General features: G+C 51.2%; 17 protein-coding genes. 10 read left to right on the forward strand and 7 right to left on the reverse strand.

The genetic code is table 11. The features are described from left to right. Positions 1-15: 15 nt before the first annotated feature. Positions 16-1,773: an ArnT family glycosyltransferase gene (locus QEH59_RS11885; protein WP_308985594.1), complete on the reverse strand. Its 1,758-nt coding sequence runs from the start codon at positions 1,771-1,773 to the stop codon at positions 16-18. A 125-nt stretch (positions 1,774-1,898) separates the two neighbouring features. Here QEH59_RS11885 and QEH59_RS11890 point away from each other — a divergent pair, with 125 nt between their 5' ends. The 3 genes from QEH59_RS11890 (at position 1,899) to QEH59_RS11900 (ending at position 5,359) form a co-directional block, all read left to right on the forward strand. Further along, positions 1,899-2,864: a type II secretion system F family protein gene (locus QEH59_RS11890; RefSeq protein WP_308985595.1), complete on the forward strand. Its 966-nt coding sequence runs from the start codon at positions 1,899-1,901 to the stop codon at positions 2,862-2,864. A gap of 186 nt (positions 2,865-3,050) precedes the next feature. After that, positions 3,051-3,434, forward strand: a complete 384-nt coding sequence (locus QEH59_RS11895; RefSeq protein ID WP_308985596.1) for a hypothetical protein — start codon at positions 3,051-3,053, stop codon at positions 3,432-3,434. Positions 3,435-3,442: 8 nt separating this feature from the next. Next, positions 3,443-5,359: a RecQ family ATP-dependent DNA helicase gene (locus QEH59_RS11900; protein WP_308985597.1), complete on the forward strand. Its 1,917-nt coding sequence runs from the start codon at positions 3,443-3,445 to the stop codon at positions 5,357-5,359. 148 nt (positions 5,360-5,507) lie between these two features. On the opposite strand, the gene QEH59_RS11905 is transcribed toward QEH59_RS11900, so the two are convergent. The 4 genes from QEH59_RS11905 to QEH59_RS11920 all read right to left on the reverse strand — a co-directional run bounded on the left by QEH59_RS11905 (position 5,508) and on the right by QEH59_RS11920 (position 13,382). Beyond that, a complete protein-coding gene (locus tag QEH59_RS11905) occupies positions 5,508-9,017 on the reverse strand; it encodes a DEAD/DEAH box helicase (RefSeq protein WP_308985598.1) in 3,510 nt (1,169 codons plus the stop codon). Between the two features lie 105 nt (positions 9,018-9,122). Then, a complete protein-coding gene (locus QEH59_RS11910) occupies positions 9,123-10,070 on the reverse strand; it encodes a glycosyltransferase family 9 protein (RefSeq protein WP_308985599.1) in 948 nt (315 codons plus the stop codon). After that, positions 10,067-11,464, reverse strand: coding sequence for a lipopolysaccharide kinase InaA family protein (locus QEH59_RS11915; RefSeq protein ID WP_308985600.1), 1,398 nt, complete (start codon positions 11,462-11,464; stop codon positions 10,067-10,069). The genes QEH59_RS11910 and QEH59_RS11915 overlap by 4 nt, the downstream gene beginning before the upstream one ends. A 1-nt stretch (position 11,465) precedes the next feature. Then, positions 11,466-13,382: an LpxL/LpxP family acyltransferase gene (locus tag QEH59_RS11920; RefSeq protein ID WP_308985601.1), complete on the reverse strand. Its 1,917-nt coding sequence runs from the start codon at positions 13,380-13,382 to the stop codon at positions 11,466-11,468. A 97-nt stretch (positions 13,383-13,479) separates the two neighbouring features. Here QEH59_RS11920 and QEH59_RS11925 point away from each other — a divergent pair, with 97 nt between their 5' ends. The 7 genes from QEH59_RS11925 to QEH59_RS11955 all read left to right on the forward strand — a co-directional run bounded on the left by QEH59_RS11925 (position 13,480) and on the right by QEH59_RS11955 (position 19,723). Next, entirely contained in the window at positions 13,480-14,271 is a 792-nt protein-coding gene (locus QEH59_RS11925; RefSeq protein WP_308985602.1) for a lipopolysaccharide kinase InaA family protein, read from the forward strand. A 4-nt stretch (positions 14,272-14,275) separates the two neighbouring features. Then, positions 14,276-14,956, forward strand: coding sequence for a serine/threonine-protein kinase (locus tag QEH59_RS11930; protein WP_308985603.1), 681 nt, complete (start codon positions 14,276-14,278; stop codon positions 14,954-14,956). A gap of 9 nt (positions 14,957-14,965) precedes the next feature. Then, complete coding sequence (locus QEH59_RS11935) at positions 14,966-15,754, forward strand: lipopolysaccharide kinase InaA family protein (RefSeq protein WP_308985604.1); 789 nt, start codon at positions 14,966-14,968, stop codon at positions 15,752-15,754. A 78-nt stretch (positions 15,755-15,832) separates the two neighbouring features. Further along, on the forward strand, positions 15,833-16,663 hold the full coding sequence (locus tag QEH59_RS11940; RefSeq protein WP_308985605.1) for a glycosyltransferase: 831 nt from the start codon (positions 15,833-15,835) through the stop codon (positions 16,661-16,663). A 6-nt stretch (positions 16,664-16,669) separates the two neighbouring features. Then, positions 16,670-17,662 (forward strand): hypothetical protein, encoded by a 993-nt coding sequence (locus QEH59_RS11945; RefSeq protein WP_308985606.1) that lies wholly within the window; start codon positions 16,670-16,672, stop codon positions 17,660-17,662. A 52-nt stretch (positions 17,663-17,714) separates the two neighbouring features. Then, on the forward strand, positions 17,715-18,737 hold the full coding sequence (locus tag QEH59_RS11950; protein ID WP_308985607.1) for a glycosyltransferase family 10 domain-containing protein: 1,023 nt from the start codon (positions 17,715-17,717) through the stop codon (positions 18,735-18,737). Further along, entirely contained in the window at positions 18,737-19,723 is a 987-nt protein-coding gene (locus QEH59_RS11955) for a glycosyltransferase family 9 protein (RefSeq protein WP_308985608.1), read from the forward strand. Before QEH59_RS11950 ends, QEH59_RS11955 begins: the two co-directional genes overlap by 1 nt. A 29-nt stretch (positions 19,724-19,752) precedes the next feature. Here the strand turns inward: QEH59_RS11955 and QEH59_RS11960 are convergent, their stop codons facing one another. Both QEH59_RS11960 and QEH59_RS11965 read right to left on the reverse strand, forming a co-directional pair. Next, the gene (locus QEH59_RS11960; protein ID WP_308985609.1) at positions 19,753-20,649 is read right to left on the reverse strand and encodes a glycosyltransferase family 9 protein; all 897 of its coding nucleotides are present in this window, start codon (positions 20,647-20,649) and stop codon (positions 19,753-19,755) included. 62 nt (positions 20,650-20,711) lie between these two features. Beyond that, complete coding sequence (locus QEH59_RS11965; RefSeq protein ID WP_308985610.1) at positions 20,712-21,539, reverse strand: glycosyltransferase family 2 protein; 828 nt, start codon at positions 21,537-21,539, stop codon at positions 20,712-20,714. Positions 21,540-21,640 lie beyond the last annotated feature (101 nt).

Here is a 21,640-nt window from a genome sequence, read left to right on the forward strand (position 1 = left end):
GCTAGAAGGCTAAGATCAGACGCCTAAAATCTGCCGCAACTGCTCGACGATTTGAGAACGCCCTGCTTCCGGGGGCGCGGCTCCCACAGCTTGAAGCGCATCCGCACTGGAGCGTGCCTTCGCGCCGAAGTCTCGAACCGCGGCCTGCCAGATCGCGATGGCCTGCTGAGGCTGAGCCTCACGCCACAAAAATACGCCACGAATAAATTCAACAGCCGCATCGCTGGACTGAACCCTCTCAAGCGCGGGGGCTAAATCTTGCCAATAAATCGGCTCACGCTGGAGTAACCACAGGTTAAAGAGACTCGTCAACTCGAGGCCTTGCGCCTCTGCGCGCATAGGGTCACGTGCCAAGACGGAGCGCGATAGCGCTAAAGCCTGCAAATCATCTCCAAGCTCGCTATTGGCTTTTGCGAGCAGCACTTCGTCTTGGATAAAAGGCGCACGGTCTCTGGCATCAAACCAGTTGCCAAAGGCCAAGCCTCCCAGGCATAACAGCAGTATAGTCGCTAGGCTCCAATCGCGCCTACCTTGCGGCCTACGCAAAAAGACACAGCCCCCCGCGGCCACGCAGAGCAGAGGAACCAGCGGCAAGCGAAAACGCGCACTGACAAAAAAGAGCAACAGCCCTGCGGCATATGCCAGCCCGAGTATAGTGATTCCCCAAAAAGCAGGTCGATCGGAATTCCGGTAACCAAAGCAGAGCCCGGCCCCTGCGAACAACAAGAGCACTCCCCAGCCCAAAGGGTTCCAGGCCAACAAAGGCCAACGTGCCTGATGATAATGATAGCTCAGATTGTTATACTGTTCCCAATTATTAAAGACATAGAAGCCCTTGCGCCCCATGAGCCCCAGCCATCGCCAGGGATCTGCGGCGACGGACTCGCGCAATTGTTCGCGCCAATATGCATTCATCGCATCCACCTCCAAATCCACATCCGCACCGAATGCCTCACGATAAAAATGCTCGGATTCCATGCGAGTGGTATTCTTACCTGCGGGCACTTCATTGAAGCTAACGCGCTGCGTATAATATTTGCCATTGGCTCCTTCACAGTTGGCCGCGTAAAGGTTATAGGCCCCCTGCCAGGGCAATAATCGGAACTGCCCCGAAAGTTGTTGATTCGCCCAGCCTTGCAGACACAGCATCAGCAGTAGACCTGCACCAGCGCAGAGCGGAGTCCTCCACGAACGTGTCTGGGCAAACAATATCACGACAGGGAGGCAAAGCGCGGGTGGTAAAAAATTAGGACGCGCAAGCACTGCGAGCCCCCCGAAGAGTCCAGCCGCCAGCCCCCACGCTATTTGCGAACATGCAGCAGATGCCTCCATACCTCGCAGCAGCGTATAGATCGCCGCCAGGAAGAGTGTGATGGAAAAAGTAATATCCAGCACCTGTCCTGAAAAATATAAGGCGACGGGATAAACAGCAAACAACAAACCAGAGCTCCATGCCGCGCCCCGATCACGCCATAGTTGCATAGCAATCAGCCCGACCAGAACCGCACTCGTCAAGTGCAGTAAGATACCGAAACAAGTTGCCGCCCATGGCAAAAACGAAGCAGGTGCTTGCGCTAAAATCAAAGGATACAATAAAGCTCGATAGATCGGCTCCTGCGGCAGCTGGCCAGCTCGAATGATCTGCGCCCAGGCCACGTTCTCACGCGCATCCAGCACAGGCGTTTGCCCCAAGGGATCCGCCAGAAAGGTCAGCCCAAACAGTAGCACGTACACGACTGCAGCCAGCGCCAGAAATTTCCAAAGACGACTCACGCCCGCACCTTTTTGTAATCACTCGTCATCATTTAGTCGTGGCAAGAATGAAGCGCATTTGCGCCAAGTATCAAAGCTGAATTTTACCTATCGCCATCAATGCTTCTATCCACATTGCTTAAAAAATGACTTCGCACACAGAACTCTCCAATTGGTATGCACAACTCGGGCAGCATTTAGAGGCTGGAGTTCTGCTCAGCGATGCACTGCGACTCTGCAAAGGCCTGCCAACAGCCGAACGCACTACAATGGCCGAACGTTTGGAAGAAGGCGTCTCATTTCCGACAGTATTAGCGGATGCCCCCAAGTGGTTACCACCAGCCGACCGTCAATTTCTACTGGCAGGTTGGGAAACAGGTAATCTGACGCAGACCTTGGCGAATCTCTCCGCACGCCATGCCGAAATTGGCGCCTCACAGCTGAAATTACTACTGGGGCTCACCTATCCTCTCGTCGTGCTCCATATTACCATAGGCATCCTGCCCATCGCGCGGATGATCGATTTTGAGAATGGATTGAGTTGGAGCTTACCTCAGTACTTATTGGAAACAGCCTCCCTACTCACGCCGACATGGTGCATCATAGCTACATGCATTTATCTCGTCCGCAGTCAGCATCCGTGGCTCCCTCACATACTTCGACGACTTCCGATATTAAAAACTTACAGTGAAGCACAGGCATTAGCAGATTTAGCGTATTCGCTCGGAACATTTATTGCAGCCGGAGTGCCGGTCCCGAGCGCCTGGCGACTGTCATCCAAATTAGTCAATGACACTCGCTACACTCAGGCAACCGAACAACTAGAATCCACTTTTGCAGCTGGAGCCGAGCCTTCCAACAAGCTGCAGCAATTCGATTGCTTTCCTGCAGACTTTCTTTCCTTTTATCAAACTGGCGCCCGAAGCGGCCAATTGGACACTAATCTACTCATCATTGGACGCGAGTATCAGGCACGTGCCAACCGTGCGATGACCCGCGCCACAATCATCTACCCAGCACTACTTCTAGCTGTCATTGCAGCCTTAGTCATTTATACAACATTCAGTATTTTTGGTGCTTATCTACAAATATTTGAGAATTTTGACAGCTAGGCATCGGAAGCTAAACAAACTGGATATGAGTACTCAATACACAGAGCCCATGCCAAACCTTGTAAAAGCTGCAAAAATCTATACAGCTCCTTAAGGTGCAAAACATGAGTGATTGCCTCACAGGCATGACTCATGGAGCACAAACTCCCTACTAACCTTATTTCCAATTGTAACCCCTCGCATCTAATGCCTTACGAAACAAAATGGCAAACTCACGGAATTATCTGGACTTACTCAGGCACTCTGACTGGTGAAGAACTTCTCAGATCAAATTTCGAAATATTCGGAGATGAACGCTTTGACGACATTCGCTACCAAGTAGTCGATCTCACCGCGGTGACTGAGGTAAAGGTTACGGAAAAACATATGCGGAAAATCGCACATCTGGATATGGCAGCAGCCCGCAGTAATCCTCGCGTCAAGGTTGCAGTCGTCACGACTGCCAAAGATGGTCAATTCCTGTCCGAGACCTACGACCGCTACACTCGAGGAAAATCTCCTTGGATGACTCAGCTATTCACTACACTCGAGGAAGCAGCAACTTGGCTGAATACTGAGAACGAATCTTAAATAGGCTTATGTCGAATCTGCCTGCCCCACTCACCCTACTCAAAGAACGCTTCGGCTTCGACGCGTTTCGCCCCGGCCAGCAGGCCGTGATTGAATGTCTACTCGACGGGCGCAGTGCCGGTGCCATCTTCCCCACCGGCTCGGGCAAGAGTCTGTGCTACCAACTGCCCTCGCTACTACTGCCGGGGCTGACACTCGTGATCTCGCCCTTATTGGCGCTGATGAAAGATCAAATCGACAGCCTGCGCGCCAAAGGCATCCAAGCCGAGCGTTTGGACTCCAGCCTGGATGAGGCCGACTACCGCCGCGTAACCGACGACATTCGCAGCGGCACAGTCAAACTACTCTTCGTCGCACCTGAGCGCCTCAGCAACGAACGCTTCCTCAACCTGATTCGCGGTCAGAATATTAGCTTACTCGCCGTCGACGAGGCCCACTGTATCTCCTCTTGGGGCCACAACTTCCGCCCCGACTACCTAAAACTGGCCGACGCCGCACGCACACTCAAAGTCGAGCGGGTGCTGGCACTCACCGCCACCGCCACACCACAAGTCGCCAGCGATATGGCGAGCGCCTTTGACATTGCGACCGCCGACATCACCAACACCGGATTTTACCGTGCCAACCTAGAGCTGCGAGTCACCGCCTGCCACGACGCCGAACGCCCCGTGCTTTTACTGGAGCGCCTCGAGCAACGCCCTGCGGGCGCGACCATCGTATACGTCAGCCTACAGCGCCACGCCGAAGAAGTCGCCGAGCACTTGCAACAATCCGGCTTCAACGCGGCCGCCTACCACGCAGGCATGACTGCGGAAAAACGCGTCGCCACCCAAGAGGCCTTCATGCAAGGCCGCACACCCATCATTTGCGCCACCATCGCCTTCGGCATGGGCATCGACAAGTCCGACATCCGCTATATTTACCACTACCACATGGCTAAAGGCTACGAGAGCTACATGCAGGAGATCGGCCGCGCCGGACGCGATGGACAGCCCTCAGTCTGCGAGCTCTTCGCCTGCCCCGACGACGCCACCACTTTGGAAAACTTCGTCTATGGCGACACGCCCGACAGCACCAGTCTGCGCGGACTACTCGACGAATTACTAACTGGCGGCGACGAGATCGACATCGCACTCACCGACCTCTCGCGCCGCTTCGACATGCGCCAACTAGTAATCAGCACCTTGCTCACCCGCTTGGAATTGGCGGGCATCATTCGCTCTGTCGGACACTACTATGGCAGCATACGTTTCGCCCCCAAAGTAGACAGCAAGCGGTTACTCGCCCAATACCCCGCCAACCAAGCCGCCTTTTTGAAGAAAGTCTTCAGCTGCTGCAGCAAAGCCAAGAAATGGGTCACCCTAGACATGGACAAGGCCATGGCCCACACCGGACAGGACCGCGGCGTCATTCTGCGGGCACTGGAAAGTATGGAGCACAAAGACCTCGCCCAGCTGCAACTGGCCGGCTACCGACAGCGTTTTGAACTCCTTACGGATACACCCGACATCGATGCCCTCAGCGCGGAGATGGCGGCCAGCTTTGAAACCCACGAGCAAATGGAAATCGAGCGCATCCACCGCATGCTCGACTATGCCCGCGGCAGTCGCTGTCTGACAGCCAACCTGCTCGAATATTTCGGAGAGACCATCCAAGACTGCGGCCATTGCAGCATTTGCCAAGGCGAAGCGCCCGGCGAACTGCCCACGCGGCAAAGCCTCGCGATGGGCCACTGCGATCTAAAAGGCTTCGACCAGCTCGTCCACGCACATCCCAAAGCCCTCGGCCGTCCGCGTCAGCAAGCCAGATTCCTTTGCGGACTCAACTCCCCTGCCGTATCCGCGGTGCGCGGCCTGCGCGGCAAAGCCCTCTTCGGACGCTGCGCCGAAGTGCCCTTCGCCGAGGTGCTGATGAACGTCGAATAATGAATGACGCCAGGTAGGGACGCCTCGCCGAGGCGTCCGTTGCCGGAGCAACCGCATACCGCGGCGAACATGAGAAACACACAAGAGCGGCCTTCCACTGACGGCTCTCTCGGCGAGAGAGCCCTACCTACATTCAGATACCGACGGCTCAACCATTCAGTAAATAATCAAAGTCATGGCGCGTCAGTCCCGCCTTAGCCGATTTGGCACCTGGTTCTTCAACCAACTGTTTAAACAACTCTGCCTTACGAGCCTTGAGCTCCAACATACGTGCTTCAATACTATGCTGCATAATGAGACGTTGCACAAAAACCGAGCGCGTCTGCCCGATACGGTGCGCACGGTCACTGGCTTGGTTCTCCACCGCTGGATTCCACCAAGGATCCAAGTGAAAGACATAGTTAGCACGTGTCAAATTTAGACCAACGCCACCAGTTTTTAGACTGATAAAGAAAAAGGCCGGCCCTTGCCCACTCTGGAAGGATTGCACGATCTCTTTACGCTTAGCCACTGGCGTGCGTCCATCCATACGTAAGTAATCGATGCCACGCTCTTTGGCCACAGCTTCCATTTGATCCAATCCACCAATAAATTGGCTGAAGACCAAGGCACCATGCCCTTCGGCATGTAGCTCTTCCAGTTTGTCCGCCATATAGCCAAACTTCGGTGCGTGCTCCGGCAGGTGCTTGCCCAGCAACTCCGGACTGACGCAGACTTGACGTAAGCGCAATATCGCGGCCAGCGCTACGATTCCTGCCTGTTGCTCCGGACGATCCTCATAAGCTTCTGCCACCTCAGCTTTAACTTCCGCGACAGTGCGAGTATAGATCTCTTTCTGCATCGGCGACATTTCCAGAAAGAGTTCATGCTCCTCCTTCTTGGGCAGATCTTTCAAAATCTTGTCCTTGGTCCGACGTAAAATAAAAGGCCGTGAACGCCCGAGAATTCGATCCGGGGCTTCACGGAAATATTCTTTAAAGGCTTTCAAAGTCCCAAAAATACCCGGCACCGCAGCCGACATCACAGAATAAAACTCAGACGCATTATTCTCCACCGGCGTTCCTGTCAAACAAAGTGTAAAACGACGATTGATATGTGCCGCCGCTTTAGTCCGGGCTGCAGACACGTTCTTGAGGTTATGCGCCTCATCGAAAACAACTATCTCGAAACGATGCCCTTCCATCGCTTCCAGATCAAGGCGCACACGGTCATAAGTGGTTAAAATAATCTGCGCCTGATCTAAGGCCTGGTGCCAAGCCCCCTTACTGAGACAATCAGCTACCCGCAAACTTGGTGCAAAACGAGCAAACTCCTCCAACCAGTTAAAAACCAAACTAGGTGGCAAGACTATCAGCACACTCGCTCGTTCTAAGTCTGGGTTCTTTTCAAAGTATCCCGCTAAGAAGGCAATGGTCTGAACGGTTTTACCAAGCCCCATATCATCTGCAAGACAGGCTCCAAACCGGTGATGATAGAGAAAATCAATCCATGCACAGCCCTCTTCCTGATAAGGGCGAAGGTCCGCATTCAGAATAGCAGGCTTCACAAAATCTTTCACACCACTAAACTGTGACAAACTAGAGAACAAGTTCTCGGCCTCTTCAGGCAGAGTCACATGGACTCCATGCTTGCGTAACATAATCCAGTCGAGCATTTCCAAACGAGATACCTGAAGTGCATCATCGTCCTCAGCCTTCTTGCCATCCGGCTTCTTACGCTGCGGGCGCAGGAGCTCAGCCAACATTTCGAGACCACCTTCGCCGCCTTCAAGTTGCGGCATAATTAGACTGCCGTCCTTATCTTCAATCAAAAGCTGACCAAGTATCAACTTCTGCCATTCTTCAGGATTGATAGTGCGATCGCCACAACGAATAGAGGGATGCAATTGAAACCAATCGATATCGGAACCCGAAGCCCGCGAATCAACCGAAATACTCAAAGGCTCCGAGCGAATGGCCTGTTCATTAAACTGAACCTGAACCCCCAGCGTACGACAAACAGAGACAATACGCTGTAAGGCCTCTGCTCCCGCCTCCGGATGCGCCAGCTCAATAGAACCTTCTTCCAGATTAAGCAGGTCGGCTCGGCTCGAGGCATCACTCAAACTAAAGAGCAGCATCGCGAGCTTGCGCAAATCCAAATCGCCATACAACCATCGTTGCTCAGAATTATCAGCCACTGTAACTTGATAGTCAGCTCCAAAGACCTCCAGAGAGTGCACTAATTTCTCAGCGATTTCACAAACGCCAACCCGATAGTTCACATCAAATAATTCGGGGTAATCCGAGGCATAATTCTCCATGCCCAAATCATCTGCCGGTAACTCCGAAGAGAGCACCCGCCTTAGCAGGTCACAAAGCGCCCGCACACGACGCTTTGCACTCAGTAGCTTGCCCCCATACACATGTAAAGGCGCAGCAAGAAAACGAGACACCAACTCGTAGAGTTCTACTCGGCAACCATCAAAATTAAGCCATAAATCAAATTCGAATGCTTCCCACTCTCCAGCCACATTTTCCATCGCGGTCAGATCCAATTCCAAGCTCACTTGCTGCGGCTTCATCAAGCTCGGCTTCTTTCTCGCCCCTTCAACTAAAAACAAATAACAGTCGCTGGAAGAATTAGGAGTCAAATTCTGTTCATTGAAAGCCTCCACATCCAAATTCATTCGAATCGGCCCCAAATTACCAACAGCCCCCAAGCCATTGGACCCCACATGGCAGATCCCACCGTCCGCCAGCAAAACCAAGGAACTATTTGGAATCAGATGCACCACATCCAATTCCTCTCCCTCTACATCCAGAAAACGCATGGTACGCACTACCCGATCCTCCGAGAGCGTGTGCTCCACCTCCAAATCCACCTGCCCCTCCAACATTGTTAAAGGATGTGGCTCACCATCCAACATAGTAGTCACGGTAATCCCAGCGCGCTCAGCTTCTTCGAGAAAGCGTGCAAGTGTTTGCTCTGGATGCGACAACACAAATTCACGTGACAGGCGAAAGCCATAACTACTGGCAAGTACAATACCAAATGAACTCAAAAAATCCGACGGCACCGGCCCTTCAATACTAAAGCCCATATTGCCATTGTTATCTAACTCCATCAGCAAAAACTCGATGGCTTGCTGTGGTGCTTCCGCCTCTCCCTGATGCCCCTCACCACCGACATCACGGTAGCCGAGTTGCTTACGCAACTCCTGTGCGTAGTCATCAGGCATGGACTGTCCACCCACACTAACTCCCTGGACTGAGAGGAACATAGCAGCCACAGCCGCTACGGCGTGTTTACAGCCTCCAGCGCTCTCCCAAGTCGCACACTCACACTCGTGGACTAAATGTCCGGCGCGCACCTGTAGCGTGACTTCATAAGCATGGTGACGACGCCCCTGCACCAGCGCAGTCATACACTTCTGCCGACCGTCCCATTCTAAACCTTCGACCGCAAACTGACGGTAGTAAGCTAATCCCTTATCCACAAAGCGTCGATCGCCGACATGGTAGAGCTCACCGATATCGAGTTTTTCGAAGCCTTCCAGCCCTTCTAATTTTCCTGTAACAGTAGTCGTCATTGCAATCTTCGACTCAATACCCGAATGAAATGCAGTTACGAGCGTTAAATAGAAGAAATTCTGAAAGGCTGCATAAAATGGCTTCACATAACGGCTTCATAAAATCACTAAGCAACTCAGCAACTGATCCTAGTAAAACGCCGATATATCTGCTTCTTGTGACCACTCAACACAGGACTGGCCAAGAGCAAATCAAACCCGGGGCACCTGCATCAATTGATCGAACTCCCGCATCACTTGCTCAAGCGCGATGGAATTCATCTGTCCATCCGCGGCACAAATCGTGCGATGCGTCTTTCGTTCCAAAGGATACGGACCATATAAGGCAGGCGGTGTCGGCCCATAGACAGCAAGCACTGGCGTACCCACGGCTGCCGCAATATGCACCGGTCCACTGTCATTGGCGACAACCATTGTCGCTGCTTGAACCAAAGCAATGACTTGGCGCAGGCTAGTCTTACCAGCCAGGTTAATAATGTTATTGGCAACCGGGCACAACTCGGCAGAGCGCTCTGAGGCACACCACGCAAAGCGACACTGCGGGTTCCGCGCAGCCACAGCTTGAATAAAATGCGGAAACTCAGGCCACTCCTTCTCGGCGCGCCGACTCTCCGGAAAAACAAGGACCGCACCTGACGAAGTTTCAAGTAAATCGTCCTTTTTAAGATCCGAAAAATCGAAGCGCAACGAACTCAATACCTCTTCCCGTAAATCAAGCGCTGGCAGAAATTTGGCCAAAATCTCAACTGCATGCGAATGCTTACTAGCGGGCAAGGCGACCTGTTTAGAATAAAAAAGTCCTGCGCCTTCGCGTGCGTCCGCACGCCCCAATTTCATATGTGCACGGGCCGCACATGTCATCAATCCACTGCGCGCAAGCCCCTGAAGATCCAGCACGATATCATAGCGCTCAGCACGAATGGACTGAAGCAACCCCATAAAAGCACGCAGTCCTCCCCGACGCTGAAAAACAATGACCGCATCCACAGTGGCACAGGCATTCACAACTGATTCGAAGGCCGATTCCACTACCCATGTAATGTGCGAGTGCGGCACTTGAGCACGGATCGATTCCACCACCTGCAAGCCGTGAATAATATCACCCAATGAAGAGGGTTTGATGACCAGAATTTTCTTCATAACAGTGTCGGCGCCTCCATTCGCACACGAAAAAGCTCCACCAGCGATGGATCCGACTTCCAATTTTCTAAGAAGCGTTTTAAATCCTTTTTTCTACCAGCATTTAAGGCAGAGGCCGATAGTCCAAAACGGAAGGAATCCAGATCTATTAGAAAAACCTGACCTGCTGCATCCACCATCCAATTGGTAGCTTTCAAGTCACCATGAGCAGCCGCAATGCGCTCTAACTGCAGCCAAATCTCCCCCACCGCGGCGGCTAATGCCTCCAATCGAATGGGATCTTCTCGGTAACGCGCCACATAATCCGGCAACAAATATGCATTCACCTGCTCCATTAATAAATAACTGCGTCTGAGCGGAAAACCACGCTCTTCTGCAAAGGCGACAGAGGACGCCGTAGGAATGAAAGCCATATTTAGCACCCAACTATTCGACCAGCTCCGACGCGCACGTGATTGAAACAGCGCCCGCCGTAAACGCGTGCCCCAAGGCTTTTGATTATAGCGTTTCAGCACATACCGTCGATCCCCCCGGCAAAATCCCTGAACTGTACAAGTGTTACCGGATTTAATTCGCTCCCCCAACTCCATCAGCGCATCAGGATCTTGAAAAAAGCTTTTAACCAAATTCGGATCTGCTTGCTTTGCAGACATGCCCAACCACTCGCCATCCGTATGCGCGGCAAATTCGGTGCAAGCGCGTTGAGATTTTTTATAATAACGCCGCACACGTGCCTGCTGAAGCGACGGCAGCGCAGCGCTTAATGCAGCCTTAGCCGTATCTGACAACTCCAGTGACTCACGAAAAAAGCGCTCCGCCTGCGGTGGCAGTGTCACACAAACTGCTGCCACATCAGCCGTACATGCGGCCGCATCCAAGCGCGCCCCTTCAAAGCGATAGCTTCCGGCATCCAGCAAGTAAAGACGCCCCGCCGCAAGCGCCCAGTTATCCGCATGCTGATCCGTCTGACGCGCCCCCACTCGCTGCAGCGCAGTTACAAGTTCGGCCAACCGTGCCATACAATCCCGCAAAACCGCTCCTTCAGCACTCTCCAGGAAAGCCCCGAGAGTCACCGCATCAGGCAAATACTGCATTAAGACATACACCCGCTCCTGCGAATCCTGACACACTGCAATGGGCATCGGCGCGGGTAAACCAGCTGCTTGCAAGTGCAATAAGCCCTCCCACTCTCTTCGCCAATCCCGAGCTTGTTTAGGATGTGGCAGAAAGCACTTGGCAATCACCTCCAACTGGGGACTGACCATAGTGGCACGATACACTTCACGGCGTCCAGGCAGGGTACGCAAAACATCCCCGAGTTCTAGAGTCGAGCAGTCTGTCACTGCAACTCCAGCTTGTTCCAATACCTTCAACTGGGATAAACTCCGTCCCATTTCAGACAGTTTTCGGCAAATGTTCTAACACGGCGGCCAAACAACGGTCCACACTGACGTGCTCAATATCCATACCACCGGTCAAGGGGCAGCCTTCCGGTTGTAAGATGCTATGCGGTGTCGTAAAAATCGGCCCGGTACGGACAGGATTAGTCGGCCCAAACACAGCGACCACTGGAGTACCCAACATATTGGCTAGATGCATACCACCGGTGTCATTACAGGCAACTACCGCACAAGCACTTAGCTCGTCACAAAATTCTGCCAAATTAGTTTCACCCGCCCGATTACGCACCTGTTTCGGTGCCCAACCTTCGCACACCGAATCCGTAATGCTACGATCAGCCACCGTGCCATAGAGAACAATCTCAACATCAGGTCGAACCGCAATCAATTGCTGTAGCAATGCCCGCCAATGCGCGACGGGCCAGCGCTTTTCCGGTGAGTTTTCTGTGCCGCAAATCAGCCCAATCCGATTCGCAACAGTAGCCACCTGCTCGACAACGACAGGTGTATGATCGAGCTCAGTGTCCAAACCACAATAACGAACCATTCGCTCCCACACGGCAGTCTGGTGCACCTGTGTCTCATCCACCTCACTGGATAGATGATAAGGATCCGTCAACAAAGGCCGACGCTTACCAGGCCGCACCATCCCAATCCGTTGCTGGCAACGAGTCAGCCAAGCCTCAAGATCCCCACGAAATGAATTCGTCAAGAGTAGATAGGTATCCGGATACTCACGACGCTTGGCATAAAAGGTCTTAAAATACCCTCGGCCACGCTCTGGTAAGGGAACAAAATGATCCGCCACCCCCAGGCGCTCGACCAAGGGCTGAAATGCCGCCTTGCCAATCAATGTCATTTCAAAATCCGGGCGGGCAGCACGAATCGCTCGCAGAATGGGCAGCGCCATCACGACATCGCCCAACCAATTAGGCAGCCGCACCCATAAACGAGTCTGACGCGGCAGCGTCGCATACCCATGAATACGGTTGGATAGCTCGAGTTGATTACGCTTCTGCGGCAGGCGAAAGCGCTTGTGCCGCGAATAGTAATGATTCCACCGATCGTGCAACCACAACCAATCCGCAGCCGAATTTGCATCCCGACGCAGATACGCCGCCAGCGCATCGTGTGCCCTGACACTGATTTCAGTTGGCGATGCTCCGAGCGGGATTTCCTGCAGCGTCAATTTTGCTTTCCAAAAACCAGTACGCTCGGTAAGCATCAAAAACACATCCGCCTGAAAGCGATGCGCCATCAAGCCCGGCAGATCCGTGGCCGAAATGATGCGATCCATAAAAGTAATAGTGGTTCCCTTCTTAGAAGCATCCTGGTCAAACAACAAGCCCACGGCCTCCCCATTACGCAACGCCGCCATCGCCTGGTTGTAGCCGTTCTTACGAGAAAGCAACTTGACCCCATAGCGCTCGCGTTCGGCCATCACCCAAGCGTTGATCTTCGGTTGATTCAAAGGCCGAAAAATAGCGTTTAACTGTGGAAACTCTGGAAAATGTCTCGGCAGCAAAGTCGCAGCTTCCGCCATCGTCATGTGCGGCATTAACACGACAAAGGGCTTTCCATACTTAGCCTGCCCCGGCGCATACTGCGTCATAAGCGCAGTCGCTGTATCCGGTATTTCCAGCACCTCGTCCAAGCGCTGTGAGCTAAAATACGAGGCAGTCGAACGGAAAAGTCCCATCTCAAACATACGGGCACAGGACTGACGAAAGACCCCGCGACGCCATGCCTCTGTCCGATCTGGAAAGGCATGATGGAGGGAACGCATTGTCGTACGGCGGCGGTCCGCCATGAACAACGCCAGCAGCAATGCCATAAAACGACACAGCAACGAAACGACGCCCACTGGCAACGCAGCAAGTAAACGACAAAAAACTTTAAGTAAAATTAGCAAGGCGTCATTGAAGGCGAAAAGTTCCTCACTGGGCAAGGCCTCTTTGATTAGAAATAGCCTTGTTCTAACTGTAAATTATGGCGAACCTGTAACAAAAATGCCCAATTCTGATGTCAACTTACAACAAAACACCGACGCACTCCAAGCTGAGTGGTCCTTGTTGGCGTCTCATTCCCTGCCGCTGGATCGTATCAAAGACCGCTCAGCAGTCTTCGTTCGCAAGATAGGCGAGCACGGCGGCGTAGATGCTTATATCAAAATATACGCCAACCAGAAATACCCGCTACAGCGCTATTTGCGTAAGTGTAGAAGTCGCAACGAAGCCCACAACCTACTCTTCTTCAGTAGCATCGGCATCCGAACACCCAAAATCATCGCTTGGGGTGAACGCAGAAATTTCATCGGCCGCATCGTTCAGGAGTTCATCATCACCGAAGCCATCCCCGGAGCACTCCAGCTGGATCAATACGTGTCCGCGCACTGTCCCGATAGAAGTTGCCCTGCCTATTGTCAGCTGCGCGATCAAATCATCGATCAATTGGGAAGGTGGACCGCAAGCATGCACGCTCAAGGCTTCATACACGAGGACCTAAAGTGGCGCAATCTACTCGTAAAACCACAGCCCAACGCAGCCGAACTCTACTGGATCGATTGTCCGAAGGGTGGGTTCCGCAGAGGGCCAACCCTCGCCCGTAAAAAGCTCAAAGACTGTGCAACGCTCGACAAACTGGCGCGGGTCCGATGCAGTCTAACAGAACGTCAACGCTTTCTAACCGCCTACTTAAACCGCCCGCTCGAGAGTCCGGAAGTGGCGGCATTGTGCGAGCAGATTCAAAACTATCGAGCTCGACGCTTCGATGCCACCGACGACCGCCAAAGACACAATTAGCCCCATGCGGAACAAGAAAACCATCGCTGAATATGCGAGACTGACCCAGGAAGGCACAGTACTCGAAAACGAAGGAACGACCCCCAAAGTCATCCTACTTCCGAAAAATCGCATTCTCAAACTATTCAGAAGAAAGCACCTACTTTCCTCCCAGATCTGGATCACACACGCCGCTCGCTTCGCACGCAATGCCGGCAAATTACAGCGACGCGGTATCCCGACAGTGACAGTGAAATCAGTCTTCAGCATTCCTGAAATGCAACGGCAAGCTGTGCTCTACCACATTTTGGAGGGAGATACCTTGCGGGACTGGCTAAACAAACACACGGCAGAGGACGGCATTTCAAAATGCAAAGACCTTGGTCAATTTGTCGCAGGGCTACACCGGTGCGGCATTCTGTTTCGCTCCATGCACTTCGGCAACATCATCGTGCGTGCCGATGGCACTTTCGGGCTCATAGATATAGTCGACACTGGCTTTAAGTACTGGGGCCCCCTCTCTCAGAGTCAACGCATCCGTAATTTCCACCATATGGACCGCCACGATAGCGATCGTGTATGCCTCGCCGGCCCCGCCGGGGCCGCCTTTCTACACAGCTACTTAGCGGCTGCTGGCATTACAGAAAAAGCAAAACTCAATCTTGCCGCCGCATTCAAAGAGATCTTCTCAAAATACAACACCTAACACCCCACCATGTTCGAGACAAAATACCAATGGATCGATCCCAGCGTCCACTCACTCCTAACAACTGCAGGACTTCTCGACCTGCAAGCAGTCAGCCGACGTGCCTTCGACTGGTTTGAAGAGCCCAACCAACGGCGGGGCGGCTGGAGCGGTGTAACACGCATCGTGCTCAACCCCTCAGCACCAGAAGCCGAGCAAAAGATTGTTTTTCTAAAAATACAACAAAACCACTTCTACCGCGCCCCATCCACCTGCTTTCGTAAACGCCTCTCATTCATACGGGAATTCGAGGCACTGCAGGCTCTCCGTAGCCAGGCCCAGCTGGCCCCCAAACTACTGCTGTTTGCGCATTGGACTGAAAATGGCAACCAAGGCGCATTGATCATCACCGAATCCCTGGAGCACTGGCAAGCATTTGACAGCTGGCTCAAACAACTGGATTCGACTGAAACTGCCAACGCGGAAGCCATTCAACACGCACTCTCAGCCATTGCCGCGACTACACGAGCACTCCATCAGGCCGGCTGGGCTCATTTTGGTTTCTATCCCAAACATGCCTTCATTCGTGCCGATTCCAATGGTGGCTACCAAGCACGTTTGATTGACTTGGAAAAAGCCAGGCGCCCTCTCTTCAAAAAACAAAGCATCATCGAAGATGTTTCGCGCTTTCTACGACACGCCAAGCGACTGACGCAGGCACAAAAGACTTACTATCTGCACGAGTATTTCCAAACCAGCACATTTTCACCGGCTCAACGTAAACTAATTAGCCAAATGAAAGGAGTCGCGACAATTTGAAAACTTGCCCTACAGGCCGCAAGTCAACTAACTACGCAGCCATTCATATGCGAGGACAGCTTTAAACAACTTTCACACATGCCAAAATGTACTCTAATCGTTAACGTCTACAATCAGGCGAAACAACTCGATGTCTTACTCGAGAGTGCTCTCAAGCAAACAAACCAAGAGTTCGAGATCGTAGTGGCCGACGACGGCTCTAGCGATGAAACTGAGACCATTGTAGCCAAATGGACCTCAAAACTGGCGATCAAGCGCGTATGGCACGAGGATAGAGGCTTTTATAGAACTATCATACTGAATACCGCTGCTAAAAGCGCCAACAGCGATTATTTAATCTTTGTCGACGGAGATATGATTCTCCACCATCGCTTTATCGAGATGCACCTCAAGCATGCGCATCCACAGCGCGTCATGTGCGGTTGGCGTGGGTGTAAAATCCGGCAAGATATCGCAGAACAAATCATCCGTAAAGAAATCACCTTCTCGACTCGCACCGCGTCAGTTCTATGGCGCGGCCTCAAAGGCGAAGTCATTAAACCATTTCGAACCACCATCATCGAAAATAAATGGCTGCGTAAAATCATGTGCAAAGAACGCCACCACGTCGGAGGCTGTAATTTTGCAATGCACAAGAAAAACTACGAGCTCTGCAATGGCATGGACGAAACCATCCTGCAGTATGGCTATGAGGACCACGAAATCGGCCGTCGTCTAGACAATAACGGAATCAAAGCCGTGGGCATTCGCAACTGCGCCAACACCTACCACTTGGAACATGGCAAATCAGAGAACCCCGGCATTAAGGATGTGCTCACCCGCATCTATGCCAATGAACACAAACAGTGCAAATTCGGCTTAAAAACACTGGAAGACGGTAGTACCAACGAGATGTTTTTCCCAAAATAGACGCCTGTGAAAAAGCGAATCATACAGTGGACACAACCACTCCTGAAAAGAGTGGGCCTTCGCTTGGCACGTGAGAAAGACTATCAGCAAACGCAAAAGTTGAACGCACTTCTTAGGCGTCTGATCAACCATGCAAAGACTTCCAGCAAGACAGACTCAGACAGCATCACCTTTTGCATTTTCTCAAAGGATCGAGCACTACAACTAGATGGCCTACTCCGGAGTATGCTCTGTCACATCCAAGGCAGCTACTCGATTCAGGTCATCTACAGCGCATCTAACGATCAGCATGCGCGTGCCTACCAAGAAGCCGCTGAAGAACTCAAGCGACCGGACCTGATTCAATGGACTCAAGAAAACAATTTCTCGGACGACTTAATTCAACAACTCAAAGCGATTCAAACCGAATTTGTATGCTTCCTCGTCGATGACATTGTCTTCATTCGCCCGATCGACCTCGATGCGCTAGACCGCCCCAAGATACGAAAAGGCATAGTCTCACTACGTTTAGGCAGAAACATCGATTACTGCTACACGAAGCAGAAAACGATGCAACTCCCCGACTTGCGACCTGCGAATGACAGCAACGACCTACTGCAGTTTGACTGGACGCGCGGCACTTACGATTGGGCTTATCCGCTCTCAGTGGATGGACATATTTTTTTAACATCAGAAATACAAATAACTGTAGAACACCTCAATTTCCGTGCCCCCAATAGTTTCGAACGCGCGCTACAAATCCTCACTCCACTCTATCAAGCACGTGCTGGTTACTGCTTTGCATCCCCTATAATTCTAAATATCCCACTCAATCGCGTCCAAGGTGAAAATGACAACATTAGCGGCACGATCACGCCGGAGTATCTACTCCAGAAATGGCAATCAGGCCAACGCTTACACTTCGAACAACTCGCAGATATCCACACCCAAAGCGTCCACGAAGAAGTTGAAATTTCCTTTATTGAACGTGTGCATCCACCACAAGCTACAGACGAATAAGGTCCCTCACGCCACCCGCTCTCTTCCGCATCTTTCCCGATAGGCTATAGCAATGAAACACGTCAGACTCTATCTCCCTTGGAATGATTCAAGTAAGCCGTCACTCTTGCGTCAAACGCCGCAAGGCCTAGGCAAGTGGAATGAGGTACAGTTTCACATCAATCAGAATGATGGTCCCTGTGATTTCGTCGTCGTTTTTGCAGGACATTATAGTAAAATTGAGGCCCCCGTAGCACCAGCCAACACACTATTCATCGCCGGAGAACCTCCCGCTATCAAGCGCTACACAGAAGCTTATTTGGCTCAATTCCACAGTGTCATTTGCTCTGACTTAAGCGTTGCCCACCCCAACAAACACATTACACAGCAAGGTCATCCATGGTTTTGCGGTCTACAATTTCAAGCGGATGGCACCAAAGTTCCCGTGAAGTCATACGACGACTTCGTTAAAGATACCCACATCCCCAAAACCAAATTGCTCTCTGTAGTTTGCTCAGATAAGCAGAAAAAAGAGGGTCACAAGAAGCGCTATGATTTTGTCAACCAGCTGAAAGAAGCCTTTGGGGACGAAATGGATCTATACGGCACGGGTCAGAATCCTATCGCCGATAAATCCGACGCCCTACGTCCATACCAATATCATATCGCAATCGAAAACAGCTGCGCCCCAGACTATTGGACCGAAAAACTCTCGGATTGTTATTTAGAAGGCACCTTTCCCTTCTATTCTGGCTGCCCCAATATAGAGAAATACTTCGATTCAGGCGCATACAAACGCATCGACATGAATGATCCAGAAGCTGCGATTCACACCATTCGAACATCGATCCAAGCGCAACAGTACCAACGTGCCATACCAGCACTCTCTAAAGCCAAGGAACAAGTTCTGAATCAATATAATTTCTTCAATGTAATCACCGAGCACATAAAACAACAAGCGCCCCTGGAAACTCCTACGTTGCAAGTATTCTCAGCCTATCCCGAGAAATGGTTCAAAAAAGGACTCTGGTATCGCCTACGCTTTCTGATCTCCCAAAAAGCACTTAAAAACAGCGCTGCAAACACACATACATAATGCCATTAACAACTATAGCATTCATCACCACACATCGACTGGGTGATGCACTTTCTCACACGCCGGCAATACGTTTTTTAAAGCAGTATCATCAGGATGCAAAAATCACTGTCATCGCCCCCAGTCCAGAAGCCCAAATAGTGTTTGAAGGTAATCCGGACGTCGATGAAGTGCTATGTGTCAGCTCCAACAAAGTCACCTCATTACGTGGCAAACGATATGACCTCACCATTAGTTTTTGCCGACAAAGCCTAGCGATTGAAATTTGTAAGCAAATTCATGGACCGCAACTACTGCTGTCAGGTATCACCGATAAAAAAGTCCCCGATTGTCAAGCCGCTCCACCGCCGCCCCATCAGACCCACGTATCGAAAAGCAATGTCGAAAAATTAAGAAGTCTATTCATTAGCGATAAAATGTTTAATGACTTTCGCTATACGCTTTCATTCACTAAAGCAGATGCAAGCATGGTCGAGACAACACTCAAACATTTAGGGTTGGAGCAAAGTCCACTGATCGCCCTACACTTAGGTTGTCGTTCTGTGCGCAAGCGACTGGGCTTTGGACAAACAGAGATCACACACGAAAAAGCGTGGCGCGTAAACAATGCCATCGATTTCTGTAATCAACTCGCACAGGCCTTCCCGCAGGTGCGTTGCCTTGCGACAGGAACGAAGGCAGAAGGAGTCTATACCAAAAAATTAGCCAGTGCTTGTTCAAATGTTATCGATACAGTCGATCGCTTTTCTATCAAGCAGGCAGCCGCCTTAATGCATCAACTCAAGGTCTGCATCGTTCCCGATACGGGCATGCTACACATCGCAGCAAGCACGCCCGTTCCAATCGTAGGGCTCTATGCCCCGACGGACCCGGCAGAGACAGGCCCCTACCCCGGTCGAATGAATCATTATCCAATCCAGAAAGATTCGATGGATCTGATTACTGGCAAAATCGTATTCGATACAATCGCCCCCCTCTTAAAATAAGCGAGCCGAGCCTCACGCCACGACGACGCCTATTGATCACGTAATCGTGCCATCAGAGCGCGGTGCACTTGACGCACGCTCAAAAAGCGCTGCCAGTAGCGACTGCCACGACTGCCAGGAAGACGGAAGCGCGGCCAGATTAAGCTCACATTGTCTCCGACTGGACGCCACATACTTGACCTCGATTTTTTAGGAAAAATACTCAGTGTGGGAATACCAGTAAATGCCGCCAAATGTCCCGGACCTGAATCGTTGGCGACGATGGCGCCTGATTCATAAAGATAAGGAACCAGCTCATTCAGAGCCAGCGATACAAACTCTATAGCATGTGGTTCCAGCATTTGCTGATAGTCCTTTTCTGAATCAGTTAAAATGAAGACTGGCTGATAACCACTTGCACGTAGAAGTTGGGCCAATTTTATAAATTTCGGCATCGGCCAATTCTTACTCAGGCGACTGCTGGTGGGGTGTAAAATGATCCGTTTCGCATATTTTCGAAACGAATATTTTGCCGGCAAAGTCAGTCCATTATCCATGGTCTCAATGGCGACATCGAGCCCTCCGTGATCCTGCATTTGTTGACAGAAACTATGGATGTAATGAATCGATCGATTTTGCTGGTCTCGATTCAGCACGAACAAACGACTCGCTGCAGTCGAGTCATCTTCTATTGCCAATAAGCCATCCGCAAAGACACAAAAATCGTAGCGCTGAAGAATCTCCTTCGCATCCAGTGTGTACGATGCAAACGGATGCACGGCAACAAACGGGAAGTAATCAGCCATTAAGGATAGCACATCCGAATAAAAATGAACCTCATGTCCTTTTTTATGAAGATTATAGGCGAGCGTCATTGTCAGTAGAGCGTCTCCTAAGCCCTTCGCACTCACAATGGCGCTTCTTCTATATTTTAATTCATCTTTCATAGTGAACTCCGGTAACTAAGCCTCACCGCCCTAATGTTGTCGAACTAAGCGCATGCTAAGAATCATTTAACGAGAGAACCAGTCGGCTCACTGTCGGGAACGTAAAACAAAGAGCCGACCCATGGCACTCGTGCAACTGCACGAATGAGCCGCACCTGTCTCGCATACCAGCTAGGCCATACATAAGGATATGCCCGTGACTTACATTGCTTGCGCTCCTTTTGTTTGAGTTGAATAAACTCCTCGCGCTTCGACAGCTGATTTGAGTGCTTGGTATATAAATAGAGCACTTTACGCACAAGCCCCCCCTGTAAGCCACAGTCGATAATCTTAGACCAAAAGTCCTTATCCCCCGTCAATATGAGCGATTCATCAAACATTCCAATCCGTGCTTTCAAGTCGGATTTCCATGCAAAAAACGGCCCTGGACGCGTGCTTAACTCCAATTCTCGTAAATGCTCCGGCTCCCAACAATCTACAGAATCACCAAAATCTTGCTTAGCAATCAATACACTCGCCACATCCCAATCATTCTCACGCATCCCTCCAATCACCCGCTCCAATAATTCCGGATGCATCGCATCATCCATATTTGAAATACAAACAATCTCTGCACTCGCAGCTTCCCAACCTAAATTCCAAGCCTGATACAGCGAAATACGATGTTCGAGTCGGATTAATTTACAATTTTCATACTGCTCACAAAAAGGTAGTAGTAACTCATACTCGTTGCCAGGAGATGCAGGTTCTATAAAAATAAACTCAGCACGCGCAAAGGCAGTTTGCGCACAAACCTCCTTTAGTTTCTTAGCCAAGAACTTGCGATCGTCATAGGTGCTGATGACAACTGAGATTTCGGGCATTAAAGCCTGTGCCGAGGAAATGTTCATACTATTCAAAATGCTAGGGCTTCTCTATACGAAAATTCAGAAATGCCCCACAACTAAAGTGTGCACTCTCTTCTACTCTGTCACAATCAAAATTACCACTG

The sequence above is a fragment of the Thalassobacterium sedimentorum genome (genome assembly GCF_031127905.1).
In the GTDB taxonomy this organism is placed as follows: domain Bacteria; phylum Verrucomicrobiota; class Verrucomicrobiia; order Opitutales; family Coraliomargaritaceae; genus Thalassobacterium; species Thalassobacterium sedimentorum.

Bases quoted from the DNA above. Each gene is read 5' to 3' on its own strand.
- QEH59_RS11890 (WP_308985595.1), top strand. From the start codon at position 1,899: ATGACTTCGCACACAGAACTCTCCAATTGGTATGCACAACTCGGGCAG.
- QEH59_RS11895 (WP_308985596.1), top strand. From the start codon at position 3,051: ATGCCTTACGAAACAAAATGGCAAACTCACGGAATTATCTGGACTTAC.
- QEH59_RS11900 (WP_308985597.1), top strand. From the start codon at position 3,443: ATGTCGAATCTGCCTGCCCCACTCACCCTACTCAAAGAACGCTTCGGC.
- QEH59_RS11910 (WP_308985599.1), bottom strand. From the start codon at position 10,070: ATGAAGAAAATTCTGGTCATCAAACCCTCTTCATTGGGTGATATTATT.
- QEH59_RS11915 (WP_308985600.1), bottom strand. From the start codon at position 11,464: ATGGGACGGAGTTTATCCCAGTTGAAGGTATTGGAACAAGCTGGAGTT.
- QEH59_RS11925 (WP_308985602.1), top strand. From the start codon at position 13,480: ATGCCCAATTCTGATGTCAACTTACAACAAAACACCGACGCACTCCAA.
- QEH59_RS11930 (WP_308985603.1), top strand. From the start codon at position 14,276: ATGCGGAACAAGAAAACCATCGCTGAATATGCGAGACTGACCCAGGAA.
- QEH59_RS11935 (WP_308985604.1), top strand. From the start codon at position 14,966: ATGTTCGAGACAAAATACCAATGGATCGATCCCAGCGTCCACTCACTC.
- QEH59_RS11940 (WP_308985605.1), top strand. From the start codon at position 15,833: ATGCCAAAATGTACTCTAATCGTTAACGTCTACAATCAGGCGAAACAA.
- QEH59_RS11950 (WP_308985607.1), top strand. From the start codon at position 17,715: ATGAAACACGTCAGACTCTATCTCCCTTGGAATGATTCAAGTAAGCCG.
- QEH59_RS11955 (WP_308985608.1), top strand. From the start codon at position 18,737: ATGCCATTAACAACTATAGCATTCATCACCACACATCGACTGGGTGAT.
- QEH59_RS11960 (WP_308985609.1), bottom strand. From the start codon at position 20,649: ATGAAAGATGAATTAAAATATAGAAGAAGCGCCATTGTGAGTGCGAAG.
- QEH59_RS11965 (WP_308985610.1), bottom strand. From the start codon at position 21,539: ATGAACATTTCCTCGGCACAGGCTTTAATGCCCGAAATCTCAGTTGTC.